We start from the raw sequence: 16825 nt of genomic DNA, 5'->3' as shown, positions 1-16825 counted from the left end.
ACTGTCATTGTGATCCGGCCGCGATATCGAAGAGATTGCCCTCCGGATCGGCCAGTGTCGCCCATTGTGTGCCGTACTCGTCGAAATCGCCGATGTGCTCGGCGCCGAGGCCGATCGCGCGATCGATCTGTTCGCGCCAGTCCGCGGCCTCCAGGTCGAGGTGGATCACATTCTTGCCGGGGTTCTTGTCCGGCACCTGGATGAACATCAGCACCGGCGCGATACCTTCGGCCATTCCGACTGTGGCGAACTCCGGGCTCGCGTTCTCATCCAGCGGGCGATTCAACAGCTCGGACCAGAAACCGGCCAGTTTCGCGGCATCGGCACAGTCGAAGGTGATATGCCCGATCGTGAGTGTCATTGCGGTTCTCCCTGTTTTCAGAGCCGACCGATGGGCCAGCAGACTTCGGTGCGGTAGGCGTTAGGGTCGTCGATTTCGCCGGGACCGAGGACGTACAGCTCCCGCACCGGTTCGGCGAGCGAGGTGTCGTGTTCGGCGACGTGGCTGCCGAGTGCGCCATAGGTGCGGTCGAAATCGTCGAACGGGCCGCAGTGCACGGCGATCGCGAAGCGGCGCGCCGGCAGTTCGATGATCGAGAGCTCGCTCGGCAGCGCGATCCGCGCGACGTTCGGAATCGGGATGAAAGCGGCGACCTCGCCACCTTCGTCCTCGAAGAATTCCATCGAATAGGTGGCGCCGTCGACACCGGCGGGCGCGATATTCATCGCGCCCAGCGTCTCGTGCAGCAGCGGATACGCGGCCGCGCACCAATCGCCGAGCGCCTCCCTGTGCACCGAATCGACGTACGCGAGTGCCGGGAAGGCCGGGATCGACCGGTATTCGACGGTGAGCGGTGCGGCCGGGGAGAGCAGCGAGCGCAGCGAAGCAACCACCGACTGCGTGCGCCGCAACTCCGCCTCCATGCGTTCCAGGTGCGCGCGCAACGCGGCATTCCTGGAGTCGGTATCCGGGGCCGCCAACACCGCCTTGATCTCCGGCAGCGGCATATCCAGCCCACGCAGCCGACGGATCAGATGTGCCCGCGCCACCTGATCGACCGAATATCGCCGATACCCCGACCCCACATCGACCGCCACCGGCTCCAACAACCCCACCTCGTGGTAATACCGCAGCGTCTTCACGCTGAGATAAGTCAACCTGGCGAACTCCCCAATCGAAACCACCGCTCCCATACCGCCAGCGAACACCCTCCCCCCACCGGAGAGTCAACCTGGTCGGTTGATCACCAGGCGCTGATGGCGGCATCGGTCGAGAGGGCAATAACCCCAGCGCATGGTGATCATCTGTCCAGTTCTTACTCCCCCGTACGCTGTTCTGGTGAGCTACGAGCACATTTTGTTGCCGTCTGGTGTTGCTGTGACGACCGCGCAGGTCGACGCGTATCTGGGGAGTCAGCAGGGGCTCGCGGAGACGGAACTGGTCGCGGCGATGGCGGCGGAGTTGAACAAGCGCAATGCCGAACTACCCGAGCAGGACGGGTTCCTCAGTACCGTGCCGATCGGCGGCGCGGCGACCGGTGCGGTGCTGCACGTGCCGTGCCCGTACGACGCGATCGGGTTCGTCCGGCAGCTGCTGTTCGAGATCGCGACACCGCTGGACTACGCGGTCTACGATCCGCAGCTGGCCTGGCTCATCGATCCGGCCGGACACGTGCCCGCGCTGGTCACCCACGGCGGCGCGGGCGAATTCCCTTATCTGACGAAAGCCCTTGCCGACCAGTGGGTAACCGAACTCGCCCCGCCGAATCCGTATCTGGTCGTCGAGCGTGACGAGCAGATCTACATTCAGACCTACCGGGACAAGTCCGGGACCTTCACCCTCGAATATCGAGATGGCGCCCCGGAGCAGCACTTCGGCATCACCGTCACCGACCCGCAGACCGTCGCGGACCTGATCTGGGACTGGGCGATCGACGACCGCACCCGACTCCAGGCCCTGCCCTGGAGTCGAATCACCGTCTGACGCTTACTGGTTCTGCACCGCGAGCCGACCTGCCAAGGCGATGAACGAGGCACCGAATACCCGGCGCATCCAGGTGACCACGGCGGGCCGGGAAATCACCTGGATGCGCACGGCGGCCGCGCACGCGCCGTAGATCGCGAACACCACGAATGTGGCGAGCATGAACAGTCCGCTCAGTTCGAGCATGCGCGCCAACGCGTTCGGCGCGCCGGTCGGCACGAACTGGGGCAGGAAGGCGAAGAAGAAGATCGTCAGCTTCGGGTTGAGGATATTGAGCAGTACCGCCGAGGTGATCACCTGTCGGGCCGACGGCGTTCCGGTCTCGGCCTTCGGTACGGCCAGTGCGCCCTTGTCCCGGAAGGTATTCCACGCCATGTACAGCAGGTAGGCGACACCGAGATACTTCAGCGTCTGGAAGGCGACGGCGCTCGCATTGAGCAGTGCGGCCAGTCCGGTGACGGCCGCGATCATGTGCGGAATGATGCCGAGCGTGCAGCCGAAGGCCGCGATCACGCTGGCCCTGGTCCCTCGGGAGAGTCCGGCCGCGAGCGTGAACAGCACGCCGGTTCCGGGTGTGGCGACGATGACGAGCGTGGTCAGCAGGAACTCGATGCTCATCCCCGACACAGTAACCCGTGCCCGGCCGAACGCAAGCTACAGTGCTCGCCGACCCGACAGCGCGCGGCCGAGGGTGAGCTCGTCGGCGAATTCCAGATCGCCGCCCATCGGCAGACCGGATGCCAATCGCGTCACCGATAGTCCGGGGAAATCGCGAAGCATCCGCACGAGATAGGTGGCCGTCGCCTCGCCCTCGGTATTCGGGTCGGTCGCGATGATCACCTCGCTGACATCGACGCCGTCCTCCTGATTGCCGATGCGCGCCAACAGTTCTCGAATGCGCAGCTGATCCGGTCCGATGCCGCTGAGTGGATCGAGCGCACCGCCGAGCACGTGATAGCGCCCGCGGAATTCGCGGGTGCGTTCGATGGCCTGCACATCCTTCGGCTCCTCGACCACACAGATCATGGTGCGGTCGCGGCGCGGATCCGAACAGATGCGGCACTTTTCGTTATCCGAGACCGTGCCGCAGACAATGCAGAACTGCACGCCGTCGCGCACCTTCTGCAAAGCCGCCTGCAGCCGGTCGATTTCGGGCGGCTCGACCTGGAGTAGATGAAATGCGATGCGCTGCGCGCTTTTCGGACCGACGCCGGGCAGTTTGCCCAACTCGTCGATCAGATCCTGGACCGGGCCCTCGTACAAAGACGTCCCCGGATCAGAAGTCGGGCAGACCCGGCAGCGACCCGCCACCGGCCAGCGGGCCGAGCCGTTCGGCAGCCAGCTGCTGTGCGTTGGACATGGCGTCGTTGACCGCGCCGATCACCAGATCCTGCAGTCCCTCGACATCATCTGGGTCGACGATCTTCGGATCGATGCTCAGCGCGACGACCTCACCGGTCGCCTTGATGGTGACCCGGACCAGCCCGCCACCGGCCTGACCCTGCACCTCGGTCGCCGCGATCTCGGCCTGGGCCTGCATCACCGCCTGCTGCATCTGCTGCGCCTGGGCGAGTAACTGCTGCATATCGAACTGACCACCGGGCTGCACGGCTTGTCCTCTCTGCGGAAAGTGTCATCGTTCAGCCTACTGGGCGCGGCAACAGCCGCGTCCGCAGCCCCGAGCCGCCAGATAACAGTTCGATTTTTAACCAGATGTTCGCGCTGCCACCGTCATACGATCGACGCAGGGTCGGGACCGGGTGTGGTGAGTTCTGGAGACAGCAATGCGCGCAAACCGCGTTCTTTTCATGGGCACTGTGGTGCTCACACTGGGCAGTCTGTTCCTCGGGGCCGCCGGGCCCGCTGCCGCCGATTCCGGCATCGTCGACCCCGAGATCGTCGAATCCGAGGTCGTCGACGCGGCGGCCGACTATGGCGGCGGATGTGTGCTCTATCCCGACAATCCGGCCGCGACCATCGATTCGCTGCGCCTACGCTGCTCGGCCGAACAGCAGGACGCGATCTTCCGCGATGCCCCGCGCGGCGAGGTGCCAAGGGGCGTCACGAACGGTTGGGTGACCAGGCCGCCGATCATGGAGACGTTGGCCCCGCCATTGTGGATCGGTAAGACCTTCTACACCGGACCCGACGGCGGCTATCTGATGAACCGGATCACCGGCGCGGGCATCGAGGGTTGGAAGGCCGATGTCTACAGCGCACCCGCGCTGGTGGATGGCGCGCCGACCTGGGCGTTGAACTACGCCCCGTCACCGACGCCGCAGGTCTACGACGAGATCCGCGAGGTCACGCCCAATGTCTGGTTCGGGTACTCCTGGTGGCGCGGCTACTTCCAGACCACCTTGCTGCTCACTTTCGCGCTGACCTACTAGTGCGCGTGACATCCCTTGCCGCGCAGGCGCAGCCACCGGCAATGTCACCGCAGTCGACGACGAAGGCGTGCCGGGCGTGGTCGAGATCGATGCAGTCGGTGTCGGTGCATTCGACGGTACGGCCGAGGTGGACGATGAGGGTGCCGTGACAGTGGTCGATGGCGGATTCGCAGGACGGACACGTCGGCGCGCGCATATGGCCTCCAGACGAGATCGGTTCGTGAATCGGTCATAGCATCAGCCCCCGACAGGTGGTGGGAGATCGCTTCGCGTGTCGCGCAATCTCGACGTGCCTGGTGAATGCGGTGGCCGCGCAATCGCGCAGCAACCGGCGGTTCGCGGCGGCGGGGCACACCACGGTCCGGCTCGATCCCGGGAACTACGTGCGAAGATGGCAGTACAGTCCGTCGACATCGGCGCGCCGGGCATCCTCGATCTGCGCCGGGCACGCACGGTGTGGAGACTGGTCAGCGATCGGTAAGCGTGGGGCGGACATATATTCACGCTCCAGGCAACGTCTGGCAGGGGAAGCGAGGTCGGCGCGGTGACTGTGCACGACGAAGCGCGCGGCGGCTCGGGTGCTCGGGAATCCGAGACGACGCTGCTGAATGCCGGACCGCTGAGTATCCGCGAGCAGGTCGCGGAACAGTTCGCCAGATATCGCGCCGAGGGGGCCGACACCGCCGCCTACGACGAATGCGGTCGGCCGATGGGTGGGTATTACGATGAGTTGGTCGATCCCACGGGTGGTGTTCGGCGCATGTGGTCGGAGCTGTCCGCCGATTTCGTGGAACTGGGCACGACCGGACTCGGGCGGCTGGACAGCCGGGTGCGCAGGCTCATCGATGACGACGGCATCTACTACACCGAACTGGGTGCGGTAGGTGAACCGCCGACGCCGACTGCTTGGCGGCTGGATCCCATTCCACTGCTGGTCTCCGCCGACGACTGGACTCGGCTGGAGGCCGGGCTGGTGCAGCGCTCGCGGGTGCTCGACGAGGTGCTCACCGATATCTACGGCCCGCGTCGCACGATCACCACGGGTCTGCTGCCGCCGGAGGTGGTGTTCGGCAATAGCGGATATGTGCGGGCCGCGCACGGCATCACGATTCCCGGCCGACACCAGTTGTTCCTGCACGCCTGCGATCTCAGCCGGTGGAGCGATGGACAGTTCCGGGTGATCGCCGACTGGGCGCAGGCGCCGTCGGGTGCCGGATACGCGCTGGCGGACCGGCGGGTGGTGGCGACGGCGATTCCCGAGGCCTTCGAACATTCCAATCCGCGGCCGCTCTCGCCATTCGCGCGGGCCATGCGGTTGATGTTGATCGAATCCGCGCCGATGGCCGATGACGATGATCCGGTTGTCGTGGTGCTGAGTCCGGGTGTGCATTCCGAAACCGCTTTCGACCAGGCCTATCTCGCCTCGACGCTGGGGTTTCCGCTGGTGGAGAGCGCGGATCTGGTGGTGCGCGAAGGTGCGCTGTGGATGCGTTCGCTCGGCACGTTGAAGCGGGTCGATGTGGTGCTGCGGCGAGTGGACGCCGAATTCTCCGATCCGCTCGACCTGCGGCCGGATTCGCGGCTCGGCGTGGTCGGGCTGGTCGAGGTGTTGCGTCGCGGTGCGGTGACCGTGGTGAATACGATCGGCAGTGGGCTGCTGGAGAATCCGGCACTGGCCGCGTTCCTGCCGCGGATCTCGCGGGCGCTGCTCGGCGAGGAGTTGGCGCTGGAGAGCGCGCCGACGTACTGGGGTGGCAATGACAGCGAGCGCTCGCATCTGATCGCCAATCTGGATCGGCTGATCATTCGTTCGACGGTCGACGGTGCGACCCTGTTCGGTCCGGAACTGGCCGATGCGCAACGCGCGGAACTCGCCGCACGGATCGAGGACTGCGGCTGGCAGTGGGTCGGGCAGGAGCCCGCGCAGTTCTCGGTCGCACCCGCCGTCCAGGGTTACGGCGGGCTCGCCTCGGCACCTGTCGGTATGCGGCTTTTCTCGCTCGCCCGACGCGGCGGCTATACGGCGATGGAAGGCGGGCTCGGGCAATTGCGCCAGCGCCTGCAGCCCGAGCGCACAGCCATAAAGTTTGCCGCCAAAGACATTTGGGTCCGCGCCGCCCCGGCCACCGTCGCCGCCGTCGGCACCGAGCCAGCCTACGAAGAACGCGAACGCCGAGCCCCCACCCTCGAACCGGTCAGCTCCCCGCGCGTACTCAACGACCTGTTCTGGATGGGCCGCTACAGCGAACGCGCGGAAGCCGTTGTGCGACAGCTGATCGCAACCCACGACTGCTACCAGGACTACCGCTACCGCCCCTGGCTGGAAGGCGCCGACGCACTACCCGCACTCATGGCCGCGTTGTCCAGCACCACCGGGACCATGGCTCCGCTGAGTGTGCTTCCCGATGGTGCTGGTGTCGTGCCGCCACCTTCGGCAGGCCCCGGTTCGCATGCGGCGGCATCGGGTTCGGCCGGAGCGGAACCGCCCGGATCACAAACGCAGTCGCAGTCGGTCGGGCAAGGACCGCAGGCGGCGGGAGCGACCTCCGCACAGAAGCTACCTTCGGCTGAGCCGGACTCGGCCTCGGGTGGGCCGGAGTCGCACAGTGCCGAGTCCAGCACCGGTGCACCGAAAGTTGATGCTGCCGAGGGGGATACGGCATCGAAGGCGGTGGCGGCGATTACCGCGCGGACGGTGGTGCCCGGGACCGGGCGGGAGGGCCATGACTATTTGGTGGCGTTGACGGTTGATCCGGATATGCCGGGGTCGATGGCGTTCGCGATCAATCGGTACGGTTCGGCGGCGCGGGCGGTGCGCGATCAGTTGTCGGCGGATACCTGGATGATTCTGGGCGCGGTGGATCGGGCGCTGGCGGAGTACCGGTTCACCGGTGACGATCAGGAAACGGCATTGTCGGCGCTGCATTCGCTGTCGTTGGCTGCGCTGCTTTCGCTGTCCGGAATCGGTGCCGAATCGCTGGTGCGCGATACCGGTTGGTATGTCATGGATATCGGCAAACGCATCGAACGGGGGCTGTCGTTGACCGCGTTGCTCGGGGCCGCGCTGACTAATGCCTATCCGCCGGAAACCGAGCGGGTGATCATCGAAACGGTGCTGAAGGCGACCGAGTCGTCGGTGAGTTACCGTCGGCGACATCGGGATTCGGTGCGGGTATCGGCGGTGGCCGGACTGCTGCTCTTCGATGCCGGGAACCCACGCTCGCTGGCCTATCAGCTGGATCAGCTCGACGCCGACTTCCAGGCGCTGCCGGGCAATTCGGGATCCTCCCGCCCGCAACGGCTGCTGGCCGATGCCCAACGCATGCTGCGCCGGGTGGACCCGGACGAGCTCGATGTCACCGACGCGGACGGGCGGCGTACCGAACTGGCCGAGTTGTCGGAGGGCGTGCATTTGCGGTTGCGCAAGATCTCCGAATCGTTCGAAACCACGAAACTGGCCCTGCCGGTCGGTATCCAGCCGCTGTGGGGTAGCACGAGGGTCGTTGGATGAGCGCGCGCACCGCCGCCGCCCGACGCTATCGGGTCGAGCACCGCACCATCTACAACTATTCCGACGAGGTCACCAGTTCCTATGGGCGCGCCTATCTCACGCCGCGCGAGTTTCCCGGACAGCGTCTGCTCGCACACGAGATCTATATCGATCCGACGCCATCGGACCATTCGATCGGCACCGATGTATACGGCAACACCACCTCGTATTTCCATGTCACGGCCGAACATACGAAACTCGTGGTAACCGGTGAATCCGTGGTCGAGGTCGAGGTACCCGACGCCGAGGCGGTGAGCGCGACCAGCAAGCCGTGGGAGCAGTCCCGGCCGAGCACCGCCAATGGTCCGCTCGCGGTGGAATTCACCCTCGACCTGCATCCCCCGGAGATCACCCCCGAGATCACCGCATACGCCGCCGAATCTTTGCGGCCAGACCGGGCACTGCTGGAAGCCGTGACCGAACTCAACACCCGCATCCACGACGACTTCACCTACAAATCCGGCTCGACGACGGTATCCACCAAGGTCGCCGACGTCTTCGCAGCGCGCGCGGGCGTCTGCCAGGACTTCGCCAGAATCGGCGCCGCCTGCCTGCGCTCACACGGGCTGGCCTCGCGTTATGTATCCGGTTACCTGGCAACCGATCCGCCGCCGGGCAAGGAACGCATGGTCGGCGCGGACGCCACCCACGCCTGGTCCGCGGTGTGGGTCCCCGGTGACACCGCACACGACCGAACCGGCCACTGGATCGGCTTCGACCCGACCAACGACCAATTCGCCGACGAGCGGTACATAACCGTCGCGTGGGGCCGCGACTACGCCGACGTGCCGCCGCTGCGTGGCATCATCTACACCGACGCCAGGGAGAGCTCGATCACCGTATCCGTCGACGTTGTGCCGGTGCAGACGTAGCGATATGCGCGATTTCGGCTGCGGCGAGCGAGAATTCGGTGTGCCTGTCATATTTCAGCCCACCGGGTTTCAGCCTCGCTGAATCGCGCACTGGTGGAGATCGGTGATCCACCGGGGGATGCGGTCGGTGGATCCGTCGAGTGGGGTCGTCGATCGCCAACCGTTCCGGCTCTGCGACAACTTGCATGTAGCGCAATGCAATTGGCTGGTGCCGCGCACTACCTGCACATCCGCGACACCCTCGATACCGCCGCTTCGGCCCGGCCCCCGGCGCGACCCTCGACCGTTACCAACTCGGCCGCGCCGGTTTCGACCGCTGACCTAGCCCACGCCGTTGGTCGCGATCACGTGGTCCGCTATCCCCTCCGGTCCCCACTGATTCTGTGCCAGCGCCTCGTATACGCAGATCAGCAGTAAAATCCGGGCACGCTGTCCGGCCGTCAATTCGGTATCCAGATAAGACTCTTGGACTCGCATGCCGGTGCCGGATACCCGGCGCGGGCTCGGCTCGGACAGTAACCAGAACAACTCCGGGCCGATCAAGGTCGAGCGTCCACCGGTTTCGGTGAACCATCGGGACGAGTATTCGATCATCAGATCGGTGAATGTCTCACCGCTGCTGATCGATTCGGCGAATTGGTTCAGCGCGCCCGAGCGATCGATGCCGCTCTGGATCACCGACGCGAGCCGCCCCGCGACCTCCCGGAATTGTTCTACGCCCTGGTCTTGCCAAACGGTAAAAGCCATCGCTTACTCCATCGACGTGTCCGATTGTGGCTGAAGCAGTTTCGAGTCAGAGGGGGTTGATCTTCGTCTTGCCGCCCACGCCGGTGGTCGCGTATGTCGGTGTGATCCGTGGCAATGCCGCTGTTCCAGGCAGGGTGCTGGTCAGCAGCTTCTTCGGAGCGACGGGCAGCGGGTCGGTATTCTCCAGGATCGCGGCACCGCGCGGCGTTACGACACGCTCTTCGTGCGGTGCCGAATCCCAATCCCCTGCCGCGTCGTCCCAATCCTCTTCCACCGCGGTGGCCCAATCCCGCTCTGCCGCTTGGTCGCGGGCCTCCTGCGTCTCCGGTGCGCGGTTCTCTTGTGTTGCCGGTGCGTGATTCTCCTGCGGCGCTGCGGCGGACTCCGCCGCACGTGCACGGTCGCGTCCGCGCCCGAACAGCATCAGGGTGAGATGCACCGCGAACAGCATGGTCAACGGCATACCGGCGTACAGCGACAAAGACACGGGGCTACCCCCGATTTCGCGCGCGTACTCGATATTTCCGGCCACCGACACCAGGGTCCAGAAGACGAACAGCGCCGTGGCGTACCACCAGGCCGAACTATGCCGCTTGAAGGTGGCGGTGGCAATGATCGAACCGATGACCAGTCCGTCGATGGCGATCGGCACATTCGCGGCCAGTGCCGGGGCCACCAGGTTTCGCACGGACAGGTCGTGCAGTGCGGCAAACGACATTTCGAATGACGTGAGTGCGACGACACCGGTGACGATCGCCGAAGCATGTAGCGGGCGCGGCCGCCATGCCCGTAGTCGACTGATCAGCGACGGCCGACCATCGGCCGGTGTCGATTGTTCCTCGAGCAGTTCCGATTCCGCTGATGTGATCGTCGCCATAGCGGGAGCGTATCGTGCATCACCGCGTAATCCGCCGAAGCACCCGGCGAAAGCGCGGCGCGTTGTGCATACCGGACATCGCGCCCGCTACGGGATCAGCCGATTCAGTGCTCAGGCGCGCAAACGTTCTCGGCGGAGTTGGTCTACTTCGGGCAGGTGCAGTGGGGGCAGTTCATCCACGCCGAGCACGCGCGCGAGCAGCAAGTCGGCGAGTTCCGGATTGCGCGCGAGGGCGGGGCCGTGCATGTAGGTTCCGATGGTCGAGCCCTGGACAACGCCCTCCAACCCGTCGCCGACACCGTTGCCCACGCCGCGGGTGACGTGCGCCAGACCGGTGGCATCGCCGCCGAGTTTGGTTCCGCCACGGTGGTTTTCGAAGCCGGTGAGGGCGGCGGTGAGACCGGGGAGCAGCGGCGTGGTCGTCACCTCGCCGATGGCGCGCTTGGCCTGCGGGGAGGTGGTGACATCGATGAGGCCGACGCCGTCGACGCGCTCGCCGGTGGACGTCTCGTACCAGTGGCCGAGCACCTGGATGGCCGCGCAGATGGCAAGTACCGGAGCGCCTTTCGCGGCGGCCCGCTGCAGCCCCGGGTAGCGCTGTAGGTGCCGGGTGGCCAGGCGCTGTGCCGAATCCTCGGCTCCGCCTAGGGTGTAGATATCGAGCGACTCGGGAACGGGGTCGGACAGGGTGATTTCGACGATCTCCGCGTCGTGTCCGCGCATGCGCAGTCGCTGCCGCAGCACCAACGCATTGCCGCCGTCGCCATAGGTGCCCATCACATCGGGCAGCACCAGCCCGATTCGCACGGTCGATTCGCGCCCGCCGCTCATCGAATCGCTACGCGATGCTGCCATTATCTCTGCTCCTCCAGATCGCGGTTGAGATCGCGGAACGCGGTGTAGTTCGCCAGCACCTCGACCCGTCCCGCCGGGCAGGATGCGATGGCGCGCAATGGATCCGGAACCGTGGTGTGCTCGACTCCGGCATAGGTCAGCCGCACCGCGAGATCGGTCGCGCGCTCACCGGCGGCCACCACCTGCACGCCCTCGAAATGCTCGAACCGCACGTCCCACAGCCAGGACAGATCCTCGCCGTCGGGCACCTGCCCGTTCACCGCGATCACCAGCCCGGCCGAATCGGGCTCGATCATCGACAGCGCCTCCTGCCAGCCCGCCGGATTCTTCGCCAGCAGCAGCCGGGCGGCGTGCTCGCCGACCTGCACCGTCCGGTAGCGACCGGCGATCTCGCGCACCGTACCCGCCGCGGTCGCCGCCGCCGCCGGATCCGCACCGAGTGCGACCGCCGCGGCGACCGCCTGCGCGGCATTGCCCTTATTGGCCCGTCCGGGCAGCGCCAACTTCAGTGGCAGCCGAATACCGTCTGGCCCCACCAATTCCGCGCCGTCGATCCACCAATTCGGTTCGGGCCGTTCGAAATCCGTGCCGGTGCTGCGCCAGTGCGCGCCCTCCCAGACGATCGGCTCACCGCTGCGCGGGCAACTCGTCGCATCCATCGACCACCCGCTGCCCGCCGCGACCCACACCACATTCGGATGGTCGTAGGCGATGGAGGTCACCAGCACGTCGTCGCAGTTGGCGATCACCACGGTCTGCGGATGCCTGGCCAGTCCGGCGCGCAGCTTGCGCTCGATCATATTGATCTCGCCGACCCGATCCAGCTGATCGCGGCTGAGATTGAGCAGCACAACCACGGACGGATTCAGCGAATCGGTGACGTGCGGCAGATGCAGTTCATCCACCTCGATCGCGGCCAGCGGCGTTCCGCGATGCGCGCTCAGCGCGGCCACGATGCCCGCGTCCATATTCGCGCCGTCGGCCTGCGTGGCGACCTTGCCGAGGGTGCTCAGTGCGGCGGTGGTCATCCTTGTGGTGGTCGACTTTCCGTTGGTGCCGGTCACCAGGACGGTGCGCCGTCCACGGCCAAGCTGATCCATGATCGTCTTATCGATCTGCAGGGCGATCAGCCCGCCGATCATCGAGCCCTTGCCGCGGCCCGCCTTCTGCGAGGCCCACGACGCTGCCGCCGCCGCTCGCAGCGCGAGACGCCCGCGTACCGTTATGTCTGCCACGCCGCGAGTCTATGTGTTCTGCTCGGCGGCGCATTCGCTGCGGCCCGCCCGCTCGGCCGCAGTGACCGTACTCACTCGTGGTACAGCTTGGCGTTATAGTTTTCCGGCGAGTAGTAGCGCTCCAGCTCCTCCACCGACTCCGTCACATTGGTCTGGACCTCCTTGACGAGCCGGGCCGCACTGGGCAGATTGTCGACCGGCCACTGCTCCGGTTCCCACAGGTGACTGCGGATGAACGCCTTGGCGCAGTGGAAGAAGATCTGCTCGATATCGACCTCGATCGCCAGGATCGGCCGATGGCCCTTGACCACCATGTCGTCGAAATACGGTGCGTCGCGAACCAGCCGGGCCCGGCCGTTGACGCGCAGCGTCTCGCGGCGGCCCGGAATCATGAACAGCAGCCCGACGTGCGGATTGCTGAGGATATTCAGATAGCCGTCGGCCCTGCGGTTACCCGGCCGCTCCGGAATGGCGACGGTGGTGTCGTCGAGCACCTTGACGAAGCCGGGCGGATCGCCCTTCGGTGAGGTATCGCAATTGCCGTCGGCATCGCTGGTACTCAGGACAATGAACGGGGTCGCCGCGATCCAGTCGCGATCGCGGGGATGCAGTGCGACGCGCTCCTTCGTCGCGGCTCGCGGCATGACCTCCCCGAGCAACTGCCGCAGCTCGGCCGGGTCGGTGATCTGATTGGTGTCGGTGCGCTCGCCCATAGTTCGATCAAAGCACCGGCACGGTGTCGGCGACGATCGAATTACGTTCCTACGAGGGGAGATCGATCACAGTCGGACATCGAACAGGTTGGGCTGGCCCGCGGCATAGCGGTCGGCATCGATGCGGCGCAGTGGCTCCAATTCGGTGGCCCGGTAGAGGGTGAATTTGCGGCAGCGTTCGGCATTCGAACCCGAAACGTCGAGAATGGCGTTGACCGCGTCGCGCGCGGATTCGTTGGCGCCCTCCATGGTTGCCAGATCGACATTGGTGCGCACGTAATCGCCTGCCAGGAACAGGTTTTCGAGCGCGCCGTGGGTTTCCGGTCGGCACTCCCATGACCCGGCGGTATTGATCAGCAGCGGATCGGCATTGGCATTGCGCCGCTGGGACTCCTGCCAGCTGATACCCGGATCGAGGAACCAGGAATGCAGATCGGCATCGCGCAACAGGTCGTCGCGATCGTTCAGATGCGCCCGCAGCTGCGCCCACACCTCGCGCGCGATTTCCTCGCGGGTGCACTCCTTGGCGGGCTTGCCGTAGAGCATGCCGGGGGAGTTCCAATCGGAGATATCGACCGAAAGGCAGTCCTGCACCGTGCCGTCACCGAATTCGGTGAGTTTGCGCGTCCACAGCTGATTCTGGGTGATCGAGGTGAGTGACCACGGGGCATCGATATAGGCCGTGTGACCGTGTGAAATATCCATCGGCCTACGCAGATAGAACTGGATTCCGTTCATCCAGTCGACGAAGAGCCGATCCATCGCCGCCAATTCCGGGCGCACCTCGAGCACATCGGGCGACCACAGCATGCGGGCCTGTTCGGCGGGCAGCGCGACCACGAAATAGTCGGCGTCGATGCTGCGCTGAGCGCCGTTTTCATCGACGATGCGGGCCGCGGCGATCCGCCGATCGCGCACCTGCAGCCCGCGCACCTCGGCCCCGAGTGCGAATTCCACACCGAGGTCGCGCAGTCGCTGCACCCATGGGTCGATCCACACCGAATTGGTCGGACCGTTCAGCACCCGATCCAGTGCGCCGTCATTGCCGATTTCGAAAGGGTTGCCAAGGAACTGTTCGCCCATGGTGCCGATGGTGCGGACGCTGGCCACATCCTCCTTCGCGGCGACCATGATGCTGGTCAGCGTGCGCGAGAGCAGGGCACGGAATTCGTGCGAGCGCTGGTGGCCGCCGACGAAATCACGCCATGAGGTGAATTCCCACTGCCCCAGCCGCCGGGCGTCGCAACTGGAGTTGAAGACCAGCAGCCGATCGGCGAAGTAGGCGCCCTCGTCGGCGGGCATTCTCAGGGCCGTCGCGATTGCCGCGCCCATGGTTTCGCGGAATGCGTCCGGGCTGAAATTGGTGCGGGCCTTGGGGCCCAAGGGAAGTCGGAAATCATCGCCGCCGCGGCGGGCGAAACGTGCCTCCGGCACGCCGATCAGATTATTCCAGACGCCATCCGGATTGCCCGCGAACGGAATTCGCCGCATGGTGTCCGGAATGTGTTGGTAGAAGCCGGGAAAGAAGCGGAAGCCGTGCTCACCGGGCAGATCCGGCCGTCCGCCCGACCCGCTGCCCGGCACCGGAATGCTGCGCGCTTTGCCGCCGAGTGCACGTCTTTCGAATACGGTGACCTGGAATCCACGCTCGGCCAACTCGTGCGCCGCGGTCAACCCCGCGACCCCACCGCCGAGCACCGCGACCCGCCCGCCGCCGGGACTGCCCGCGGCATGCGCCGGTCTGAGCCCGCCAACCGTCAGCGCCCCAGCCGTCGCTACCCCCGCTGCGACCGTGCCGCGAAGCATCGTTCTTCGCGAAACGGTCCACTGTTGATGTGCCATGCGCTTCTTTGCTGCCCTAAGCCTTTGGACCGATCTCTACCGCCGCCAAACACTGTAAAGCGACTGCTTATGGGTGGTCCGACCCACCCCTGCCGCCGCCGCTTGGACCTGGTCGGCCTCGCATTCGACCAGGTCACGATTACGGCGGGGCAGACATTACCGGGCGGTGCGACCAGGCCGAGTTGGTTTCTGGAACCGGGGGTTGTACGCAAACTTCGCAGGTCAGGGCGTAGTTGTGGCGGTGTCGGCGGAAGGTGGCAGGTAAATCGCGTGCGGCTGGGATGAGCTGTCTATCGCAGGCTGTGTTGGCGAGGCGGAAATGGCCGCGCGATGACTGTGGCCGGTACTGACAGGGGTCCTGCCGAGGGGCGGCTGCGGCTCCCGGGGACGAAGTCGGTTCCATCGCTGACGGCATGGTGGTTGGCTCGGGCTTCGATCGAGTGGGGTTGTCTGGCGAGGGGTCCGGTTCCAGGGCGCGGTCGAAGTCGGTTCCATCGCTGACGGCATGGTGGTTGGCTCGGGCTTCGATCGAGTGGGGTTGTCTGGCGAGGGGTCCGGTTCCAGGGCGCGGTCGAAGTCGGTTCCATCGCTGACCGCATGGTGGTTGGCTCGGGCTTCCATCAAGCGGGGGTGTCTGCCGAGGGCGGTTCCGGCTCCGGGTGGGTCGAAGTCGGTTCCATCACTGACCGCATGGTGGTTGGCTCAGGCCTCCACCAATCGGTATTGCTTGCCGAGGGGCGACTCCGACACCGGTGGCGAGGGCGAAATCTGCGCTGCTGCTTCGGTATTCGCATCGCGGCGACCCGACTTCGTTGCCGCGAACGCACCTGCGATCACGATGGCCCCGCCGAGCAGCGACAGCGGTGTCGGGTCCTCGCCGAACGCAGCCCAGGCGGCGAGGATGCCGACCACCGGGACCAGCAGGGACATGGGCGCGACCGTGCTGGCCGGGTATCGGCTCATCAGGTAGGTCCACAGGCCAGAGCCCGCGATGGTGCCGAGCGCGACGATGTAGGCGAGGCCGAGCAAGGCGTGCCAGCCACCGGGGGACGTGACGTCGGTCAACGCCTGCAGGCCGGTCGTCGGTCCTTCGATGAATGCCGACAGCGCGAACATCGGGATGGGCGGCACGACTGTCATCCACAGCGTCAGGTGCAGTGGATTGACATCGCCGGACGCCGTGGCCAAGCGCGAGCCGATATTGCCGAATGCCCAACCGAGACCGCCCGCCAGCGTCAGCACCACCGGCAGCAGCGCTGCATGCTGTGCGCGATCGAGCCCGATCACCACAATGCCCGCCACCGCGACGCCGATGCCGAACAGCTGCGTCCAGCGCAGCCGCTCGCGCAGGAACAGCGCACCCAGTACGACTGTGAACGGCGCGGAGGATTGCAGCACCAGCGAGGACAACCCGGTCGGCATGCCCGTGCGCATCGCGGTGAACAGGAACGCGAATTGCAGAATCCCGAAGCCGATCCCATACAGCAGCAACCACCGCAGCGGCACCTGCGGACGCGGTACGAACATCAATACCGGCACCGCGATCACCGCGAACCGCAGCGCAGCGAAAAAGAACGCCGGAAAGTGATCCAGCCCGACCCGAATAGCGATGAAGTTCAGCCCCCAGAGCAGCACAACGGTAAGCCCGAGCATGCGGTCACGATTGGTCACGTTCCTTATCTTGGGTAATAAAACCAATAAGAACAATCGAATAAATATGCACTATCGATGTAGCATCGCTTAATGGTTTTCGGCGGTCC

17 protein-coding genes are annotated in these 16825 nt (G+C 65.6%); 4 read left to right on the top strand and 13 right to left on the bottom strand.

Annotated features, from left to right (window positions below; all coding sequences use genetic code 11):
* Positions 1-4: 4 nt before the first annotated feature.
* Positions 5-361, bottom strand: coding sequence for a VOC family protein (locus tag NA5_RS00855; RefSeq protein ID WP_062980780.1), 357 nt, complete (start codon positions 359-361; stop codon positions 5-7).
* Between the two features lie 17 nt (positions 362-378).
* On the bottom strand, positions 379-1194 hold the full coding sequence (locus NA5_RS00850; RefSeq protein ID WP_062980776.1) for a MerR family transcriptional regulator: 816 nt from the start codon (positions 1192-1194) through the stop codon (positions 379-381).
* Positions 1195-1378: 184 nt separating this feature from the next.
* On the opposite strand from NA5_RS00850, the gene NA5_RS00845 reads away from it, so the two are divergent.
* Positions 1379-1984, top strand: coding sequence for a hypothetical protein (locus tag NA5_RS00845; protein ID WP_245672021.1), 606 nt, complete (start codon positions 1379-1381; stop codon positions 1982-1984).
* A gap of 3 nt (positions 1985-1987) precedes the next feature.
* Here NA5_RS00845 and NA5_RS00840 read toward each other — a convergent pair whose 3' ends face one another.
* From NA5_RS00840 to NA5_RS00830, 3 genes are read right to left on the bottom strand one after another with little or no spacing between them, the layout of a single operon-like run.
* On the bottom strand, positions 1988-2602 hold the full coding sequence (locus tag NA5_RS00840; RefSeq protein WP_062980772.1) for a LysE family translocator: 615 nt from the start codon (positions 2600-2602) through the stop codon (positions 1988-1990).
* Between the two features lie 36 nt (positions 2603-2638).
* Positions 2639-3247 carry a recombination mediator RecR gene (gene recR, locus NA5_RS00835; protein ID WP_062980770.1) on the bottom strand — a complete coding sequence of 203 codons (609 nt, stop codon included), beginning with the start codon at positions 3245-3247 and terminating at the stop codon, positions 2639-2641.
* Between the two features lie 13 nt (positions 3248-3260).
* The gene (locus NA5_RS00830) at positions 3261-3593 is read right to left on the bottom strand and encodes a YbaB/EbfC family nucleoid-associated protein (protein ID WP_062980768.1); all 333 of its coding nucleotides are present in this window, start codon (positions 3591-3593) and stop codon (positions 3261-3263) included.
* Positions 3594-3768: 175 nt separating this feature from the next.
* Between NA5_RS00830 and NA5_RS00825 the strand changes: the two genes are divergently transcribed.
* The gene (locus NA5_RS00825) at positions 3769-4374 is read left to right on the top strand and encodes a hypothetical protein (RefSeq protein ID WP_062980766.1); all 606 of its coding nucleotides are present in this window, start codon (positions 3769-3771) and stop codon (positions 4372-4374) included.
* On the opposite strand, the gene NA5_RS38980 is transcribed toward NA5_RS00825, so the two are convergent.
* Positions 4352-4570: a hypothetical protein gene (locus NA5_RS38980; RefSeq protein ID WP_084483781.1), complete on the bottom strand. Its 219-nt coding sequence runs from the start codon at positions 4568-4570 to the stop codon at positions 4352-4354. The genes NA5_RS00825 and NA5_RS38980 overlap by 23 nt on opposite strands.
* 405 nt (positions 4571-4975) lie before the next feature.
* Between NA5_RS38980 and NA5_RS00815 the strand changes: the two genes are divergently transcribed.
* Positions 4976-7885 (top strand): circularly permuted type 2 ATP-grasp protein, encoded by a 2910-nt coding sequence (locus NA5_RS00815; protein WP_062981252.1) that lies wholly within the window; start codon positions 4976-4978, stop codon positions 7883-7885.
* Positions 7882-8796, top strand: coding sequence for a transglutaminase family protein (locus NA5_RS00810; protein WP_062980762.1), 915 nt, complete (start codon positions 7882-7884; stop codon positions 8794-8796). The genes NA5_RS00815 and NA5_RS00810 overlap by 4 nt, the downstream gene beginning before the upstream one ends.
* Before the next feature lie 321 nt (positions 8797-9117).
* Here NA5_RS00810 and NA5_RS00805 read toward each other — a convergent pair whose 3' ends face one another.
* The 7 genes from NA5_RS00805 to NA5_RS00775 form a co-directional block, all read right to left on the bottom strand.
* A complete protein-coding gene (locus tag NA5_RS00805; protein ID WP_062980760.1) occupies positions 9118-9543 on the bottom strand; it encodes a hypothetical protein in 426 nt (141 codons plus the stop codon).
* Between the two features lie 46 nt (positions 9544-9589).
* Positions 9590-10420, bottom strand: a complete 831-nt coding sequence (locus tag NA5_RS00800; RefSeq protein ID WP_062980758.1) for a DUF2637 domain-containing protein — start codon at positions 10418-10420, stop codon at positions 9590-9592.
* Between the two features lie 111 nt (positions 10421-10531).
* The gene (locus NA5_RS00795) at positions 10532-11275 is read right to left on the bottom strand and encodes a type 1 glutamine amidotransferase (RefSeq protein WP_245672020.1); all 744 of its coding nucleotides are present in this window, start codon (positions 11273-11275) and stop codon (positions 10532-10534) included.
* A complete protein-coding gene (locus tag NA5_RS00790) occupies positions 11275-12510 on the bottom strand; it encodes a Mur ligase family protein (protein WP_062980756.1) in 1236 nt (411 codons plus the stop codon). The genes NA5_RS00795 and NA5_RS00790 overlap by 1 nt, the downstream gene beginning before the upstream one ends.
* 71 nt (positions 12511-12581) lie before the next feature.
* Positions 12582-13223 (bottom strand): pyridoxamine 5'-phosphate oxidase family protein, encoded by a 642-nt coding sequence (locus tag NA5_RS00785; protein ID WP_062980754.1) that lies wholly within the window; start codon positions 13221-13223, stop codon positions 12582-12584.
* Positions 13224-13289: 66 nt separating this feature from the next.
* Entirely contained in the window at positions 13290-15065 is a 1776-nt protein-coding gene (locus NA5_RS00780; protein ID WP_245672019.1) for a hydroxysqualene dehydroxylase, read from the bottom strand.
* 702 nt (positions 15066-15767) lie between these two features.
* Complete coding sequence (locus NA5_RS00775) at positions 15768-16736, bottom strand: EamA family transporter (RefSeq protein ID WP_062980752.1); 969 nt, start codon at positions 16734-16736, stop codon at positions 15768-15770.
* Positions 16737-16825: the final 89 nt, after the last annotated feature.

Source organism: Nocardia anaemiae NBRC 100462, from assembly GCF_001612725.1.
GTDB lineage: Bacteria > Actinomycetota > Actinomycetes > Mycobacteriales > Mycobacteriaceae > Nocardia > Nocardia anaemiae.
Note: the sequence above shows the minus strand (reverse complement) of the source record. Positions and strands in the feature narration are given on the sequence as shown.

What these genes read in the sequence shown, in the direction of transcription:
- NA5_RS00810 (WP_062980762.1), top strand. Translation starts at nt 7,882, where the DNA reads ATGAGCGCGCGCACCGCCGCCGCCCGACGCTATCGGGTCGAGCACCGC.
- NA5_RS00805 (WP_062980760.1), bottom strand. Translation starts at nt 9,543, where the DNA reads ATGGCTTTTACCGTTTGGCAAGACCAGGGCGTAGAACAATTCCGGGAG.
- NA5_RS00850 (WP_062980776.1), bottom strand. Translation starts at nt 1,194, where the DNA reads ATGGGAGCGGTGGTTTCGATTGGGGAGTTCGCCAGGTTGACTTATCTC.
- NA5_RS00855 (WP_062980780.1), bottom strand. Translation starts at nt 361, where the DNA reads ATGACACTCACGATCGGGCATATCACCTTCGACTGTGCCGATGCCGCG.
- NA5_RS00840 (WP_062980772.1), bottom strand. Translation starts at nt 2,602, where the DNA reads ATGAGCATCGAGTTCCTGCTGACCACGCTCGTCATCGTCGCCACACCC.
- NA5_RS00825 (WP_062980766.1), top strand. Translation starts at nt 3,769, where the DNA reads ATGCGCGCAAACCGCGTTCTTTTCATGGGCACTGTGGTGCTCACACTG.
- NA5_RS00795 (WP_245672020.1), bottom strand. Translation starts at nt 11,275, where the DNA reads ATGGCAGCATCGCGTAGCGATTCGATGAGCGGCGGGCGCGAATCGACC.
- NA5_RS00785 (WP_062980754.1), bottom strand. Translation starts at nt 13,223, where the DNA reads ATGGGCGAGCGCACCGACACCAATCAGATCACCGACCCGGCCGAGCTG.
- NA5_RS38980 (WP_084483781.1), bottom strand. Translation starts at nt 4,570, where the DNA reads ATGCGCGCGCCGACGTGTCCGTCCTGCGAATCCGCCATCGACCACTGT.
- NA5_RS00780 (WP_245672019.1), bottom strand. Translation starts at nt 15,065, where the DNA reads ATGGCACATCAACAGTGGACCGTTTCGCGAAGAACGATGCTTCGCGGC.
- NA5_RS00800 (WP_062980758.1), bottom strand. Translation starts at nt 10,420, where the DNA reads ATGGCGACGATCACATCAGCGGAATCGGAACTGCTCGAGGAACAATCG.